At 68.0% G+C, this 5,315-nt stretch carries 4 protein-coding genes and 1 pseudogene; all 5 read left to right on the top strand.

What is annotated here, in order from left to right; all coding sequences use genetic code 11:
* A pseudogene (locus tag ACFU8Q_RS38745) lies at positions 1 to 246 on the top strand (ATP-binding protein); the annotation flags it as partial.
* A gap of 347 nt (positions 247 to 593) precedes the next feature.
* On the top strand, positions 594 to 3,770 hold the full coding sequence (locus ACFU8Q_RS38750) for a nitrate- and nitrite sensing domain-containing protein (protein ID WP_384464060.1): 3,177 nt from the start codon (positions 594 to 596) through the stop codon (positions 3,768 to 3,770).
* A gap of 10 nt (positions 3,771 to 3,780) precedes the next feature.
* The gene (locus tag ACFU8Q_RS38755) at positions 3,781 to 4,194 is read left to right on the top strand and encodes a roadblock/LC7 domain-containing protein (protein WP_073771622.1); all 414 of its coding nucleotides are present in this window, start codon (positions 3,781 to 3,783) and stop codon (positions 4,192 to 4,194) included.
* 89 nt (positions 4,195 to 4,283) lie between these two features.
* Positions 4,284 to 4,904, top strand: a complete 621-nt coding sequence (locus ACFU8Q_RS38760; RefSeq protein ID WP_384464063.1) for a DUF742 domain-containing protein — start codon at positions 4,284 to 4,286, stop codon at positions 4,902 to 4,904.
* Positions 4,885 to 5,315 (top strand): ATP/GTP-binding protein (locus tag ACFU8Q_RS38765; protein ID WP_097977908.1); only part of this gene is annotated, 431 nt, incomplete at its 3' end. The genes ACFU8Q_RS38760 and ACFU8Q_RS38765, both read left to right, overlap by 20 nt.

The raw sequence follows: 5,315 nt of genomic DNA on the forward strand, positions 1-5,315 counted from the left end.
GTCGACACCCGCCGCCTCGCCGACTGCTTCCCCGCCGTCGACTACTTCGAGAACAGCGGGCTCCCCTTCGTCATCGCCCTCAACGGCTTCGACGGGCACCAGCCCTACACCCCCGACGAAGTCCGCGAAGCCCTCCAGATCGGCCCGGACACCCCGATCATCACGACGGACGCGCGGCACCGCGCGGACGCCAAGAGCGGCCTGATCACGCTCGTGGAGCACGCACTGATGGCACGGCTGAAGTAAGCACAAGTCTGTATTGACATACGGTAGTTACCGTAGCCAAACGGGGGCGGGCTGTGTCCTTTGACACGATCCGCCCCCGCGTTCATAACGTTTCGACAGAGAATTGTCTCGCGTTCAACACCCGATGCGTTCAATCGGTGTCGCTGCGCTCACATGAGCCCCGCCTTTTGGCGGGGCTCGTTCTTTATGCCCGTTTTATCTGAGGCTTGGACCACTCGGAATGGCTGGTTCCGACTGTTTGGAACGCGACCGGTCCCCGTGCTGGAATTCGACGAACTCCCGAGTAGTACGGCCCTGAACGAAACACGGCACAACGTAGGTGCCGACGCCGAGAGGTTGTTGGTCGAGTGAGGCGAAGCAACGAGGGCTCCGTGGCGGAGCCGGAGCGGGGCAATTTCACCCCGCCGCCGCGCACCGCGGCGTCGCCCGCCGACATGTCCCGATCGATGAAGTCCGGGGGCAGCTCAAGTCGGCTTTCCCCGCGCAACTGGCGGGTGCCCACTCGACTGAACGCGATCCTCCTGATCCCGGTGCTGGTCGGCCTGGTCATGGGCGGTTTCCAGGTGAAGGGCTCGATCGATACCTGGCGGGAGGCGCAGGAGGCCGAGAAGACCGCGCTGATCGTGCGCGCGGCCTCCGCGTACGGCCAGGCACTCCTCAACGAGCGTGACCTCTCCGCTCAGCCCCTGCTGTCGAACAAGCGCGACGCCGCCGTCATCGACCAGGTCCGGGCGACCACCGACGCCGCCGCGGCCAAGTTCGACACGGCCGTGAAGGACATGCCCAAGAAGCAGGGCCTGGAGCGGCGCCTTCAGCTGTTCCGGCTGGAGGAGCCCAAGCTCCCCGATCTGCGCAAGGCCGCCTACGCCGAGGCGATGGACCCGGTGAAGACGGAGGAGGGTTATGTCCAGGTGCAGCACTCCTTGATGGAGTTCTGCAACGAGCTGGGTCTGGGCACCGGCAACATCACCAGTTACGGCCGTACGGTCTACGCGATCGAGCTCGCCAAGGCTGCAGAGTCGCTTCAGCGCTCCATCGGTATGCACCTGCTCGTGCGTCCGAGCCAGGAGAGCGCCACGTTCGACGCCCAGGTCAAGGCCTTCGGCTCGTACAACTACCTGGAGAAGATCGCGCTCGGCGAGTTCATCTCCGGCGGTACGGAGGCCGACGCGGCCCGGCTGAAGCAGGTCATGGCCGCGCAGTCGGCCGACGGCGCGAAGAAGCTGAAGAAGGCGAAGGAGCAGGCCGACGCGGCGGGGGTCCCGTTCGTCGCGCCGCCCAGTGTCGACGGCTCGGTCTTCGACGGCATGGCCCAGCAGATCGGGCAGGGGAAGTCCCCCCAGAAGCTGGCCGCCAAGGGCATCACGCCCGAGACCTGGATGGCCGCCGCCACCGCCAAGTTCGACGGCTACACCACGGTCGAGGACGAGCTCGTCGACAAGGCCGTGACCGAGGCCGCGGACATCTCGTCCAGCGCCCGGAACGACGCCTTCATCAACGCCGGCGTCGTGATCGTCGCCCTGCTGGCCGCCTTCGTCCTGGCCGGGCTGATGGCGCGGCAGATGAGCCGCTCGATGCGCCATCTGCGAACCGCCGCCTTCGGGATCGCCGAGCAGCGGCTGCCGATGCTGGTCGACCAGCTCTCCAGGACCGATCCGGGCCGGATCGACACCCGCGTCGAGCCGATCCCGATCGACAGCCGCGACGAGATCGGCGAGGTCGCCCGCGCCTTCGACCAGGTGCACCGCGAGGCGGTCCGGCTGGCGGCCGAGCAGGCCATGCTGCGGGGCAACGTCAATGCGATCTTCACCAATCTGTCGCGTCGCAACCAGTCGCTGATCGAGGGCCAGCTGACCCTCATCACCGACCTGGAGAACAACGAGGCCGACCCGGACCAGCTGGAGAGCCTCTTCCGGCTGGACCACCTGGCCACCCGGATGCGGCGCAACGGCGAGAACCTTCTCGTGCTGGCCGGCGAGGAGCCCGGTCGCCGCTGGAACCAGCCGGTTCCACTGGTCGACGTCTTGCGGGCCGCCGCCTCCGAGGTGGAGTCGTACGAGCGCGTCGAACTCTCCGGGGTGCCGGAGACCGAGATCCACGGCCAGTCCGTCACCGACCTCGTGCATCTGCTGGCCGAGCTGCTGGAGAACGCCACCACGTTCTCCTCCCCGCAGACCAAGGTGCGGGTCACGGCGACGCGGCTGCCCGACAGCCGCGTGATGATCGAGATCCACGACAAGGGCATCGGTCTCACCGCCGAGGACTTCGCCGACATCAACCACAGACTGGCCAACCCGCCGACCGTGGACGCCGCGGTGTCGCAGCGGATGGGTCTCTTCGTCGTCGGCCGGCTCGCCGACCGGCACGGCATCCGGGTCCAGCTGCGTCCCTCGGGCGAGCAGGCCGGGACCACCTCGCTGGTCATGCTGCCGGATGCCATCACCCACGGTGGCGGCGGCGAACCGGGCGCCGCGCAGGACGACTTCACCGTCTCTTCGATCATTCCGCAGCGGCAGGAATTCGAGCAGCCCGCGCCTCCGCAGCTGCGCACGGCGGCGGAGCTCGGCTTCGACGACTCGCGTTACGAGCAGCCGTCGGGGGACGCCTCACAGCTCGACCCCGTGGGCCGTTCGCTGATGCGTGAGGAGCGTCGCGCCGCACTGGAGGCACAAGCGACGGGCGAGCACCCGCAGTTCGCTCAGGATCCGTACGCCGGGAACGGATACACCCGGGAGCCGCAGCAGGCCGGGAACGGATACGCCCAGGAGCCGCAGCAGTACGAGCAGGCTCCGTACGAGGGTGGATACGCCCCCTACGGCGGTGACGCGGGCTTCGCCGAGCAGCCCGACCGCACCCGGCAGGGCGGCTATGCGGAGGCGGCATACGCGGCCGGCGAGATCGCGCAGCCGTCACACGAGGAACCGTTCGCTTCCCAGCCCCACCAGGACGAATGGGCGAATCAGGGCGCGTATCAGGATGCGTACGTGCCCCCTGCGCAGGTCGAAGCGGAATCTGTCCCGAGTGCCCCCGCCGAGCCGCAGGAACGCGTAGGCTTCGACCGTCCGGGGCCCACCCCGAACTCCGGCCACGAGCTGACCGAAGCCGGTCTGCCGCGCCGGGGCGGTCAGCAGCACTGGCAGCCCACCGGCCGCGGGAGCAACCAGCCCGCAGCCGCACAGCAGGAACTGCCGCCGCAGCAGCAGGAACTGCCGCAGCAGCAGCCGTCCGCACAGCAGGACGAGAACGGCTCCGACGACTGGCGCTCGACGAACGACGAACGCTGGGAGCGGGCCGAGAAGCTCCGGGAGCCGAAGGCGGGCGGGATCACCCCGTCCGGGCTTCCCCGGCGAGTGCCCAAGGCCAATCTGGTCGAGGGTACGGCGGAGCAGACCCTGCAGGGCGGCCCTCAGGTCTCCCGTGCCCCCGAGGACGTCCGCGGCAGGTTGAGCAACCTGCGGCGGGGCGTGCTGCGGGGACGTAACGCGGGTTCGGACACAAGTAATACCTACAACCAGGAGCGTTAGTGTGAGCCCGATGAGCCAGGCGGCGCAGAATCTGAACTGGTTGATCACCAACTTCGTGGACAACACCCCCGGGGTGTCGCACACGGTGGTGGTCTCCGCCGACGGACTCCTGCTGGCCATGTCCGAAGGATTTCCGCGCGACCGCGCCGACCAGCTGGCGGCCGTCGCCTCCGGTCTGACCTCGCTGACCGCGGGCGCCTCGCGGATCTTCGAAGGCGGCGCGGTGAATCAGACAGTTGTGGAGATGGAGCGCGGATTCCTCTTCATCATGTCAATTTCCGACGGATCCTCACTGGCCGTTCTTGCGCATCCGGACGCCGATATCGGTCTGGTCGGGTACGAAATGGCCCTTCTTGTCGACCGCGCGGGCGGCGTTCTCACCCCGGACCTCCGTGCCGAACTTCAGGGAAGTCTTCTTAACTAGTAGACAGACAGTGCGTTTCGCGCCACCGCACCATAAAGTGCGGTGGCGCGGACCCACTGGGATCGGGACCGGCAGGCGGAGGAGGAATCGTGGCAACACCCCCAGGCGGACACCGGTACGACGGTGGCCAGAACGTACCGGGTGAGCACGGGGACAACCGGTTCAACTTCCCCTCCGCACCCAGCAGACAGGGCACCCAGCAGCCGTATCAGCCCTACCGGCAGCCGCAGTCGCCGCAACAGCCGTACGGTGCCCAGCAGGGCTCCGGGTGGCCCCCGCAGCGGCCGCACCGTTTCGACTCGCCCCAGTCGCCCCGCATCCAGCCCGTGCAACCGCGGCAGGCCCCCGAGCCGGCCGCTCCCGCAGCGCACAATCCGCTGGTCCGTCCGTACGCCATGACCGGCGGCCGGACACGACCGCGCTACCAACTCGCCATTGAGGCGTTGGTCAGTACCACGGCCGATCCGTCCCGGCTGCAAGGGCAGTTGCCCGAGCACCAGCGGATCTGCCGGCTGTGCTTCGAGATCAAGTCGGTCGCCGAGATTTCGGCACTGCTCTCGATCCCGCTCGGCGTTGCCCGGATCCTCGTAGCCGACCTGGCAGAGGCCGGACTCGTCGCTATCCATCAGCCCGGCGGCGACGAGTCCGCCGGCGGCCAGCCAGATGTGACACTGCTCGAAAGGGTGCTCAGTGGACTTCGCAAGCTCTAGCGGCGGAGCGGCCCGCTCCACTACCTCCGCGAAGATCGTGGTGGCAGGGGGCTTCGGCGTGGGTAAGACCACGTTCGTCGGTGCCGTTTCGGAGATCAATCCGCTGCGCACCGAAGCCGTGATGACGTCCGCGTCCGCGGGCATCGACGATCTGACGCACACCGGGGACAAGACCACCACGACGGTGGCGATGGACTTCGGCCGCATCACCCTGGACCAGGACCTGATCCTGTACCTCTTCGGTACGCCCGGACAGGACCGCTTCTGGTTCATGTGGGACGACCTGGTCCGCGGCGCCATCGGCGCCGTCGTCCTCGTCGACACCCGCCGCCTCGCCGACTGCTTCCCCGCCGTCGACTACTTCGAGAACAGCGGGCTCCCCTTCGTCATCGCCCTCAACGGCTTCGACGG

It is taken from the genome of Streptomyces sp. NPDC057543 (assembly GCF_042801895.1).
Taxonomy (GTDB): Bacteria; Actinomycetota; Actinomycetes; order Streptomycetales; family Streptomycetaceae; genus Streptomyces.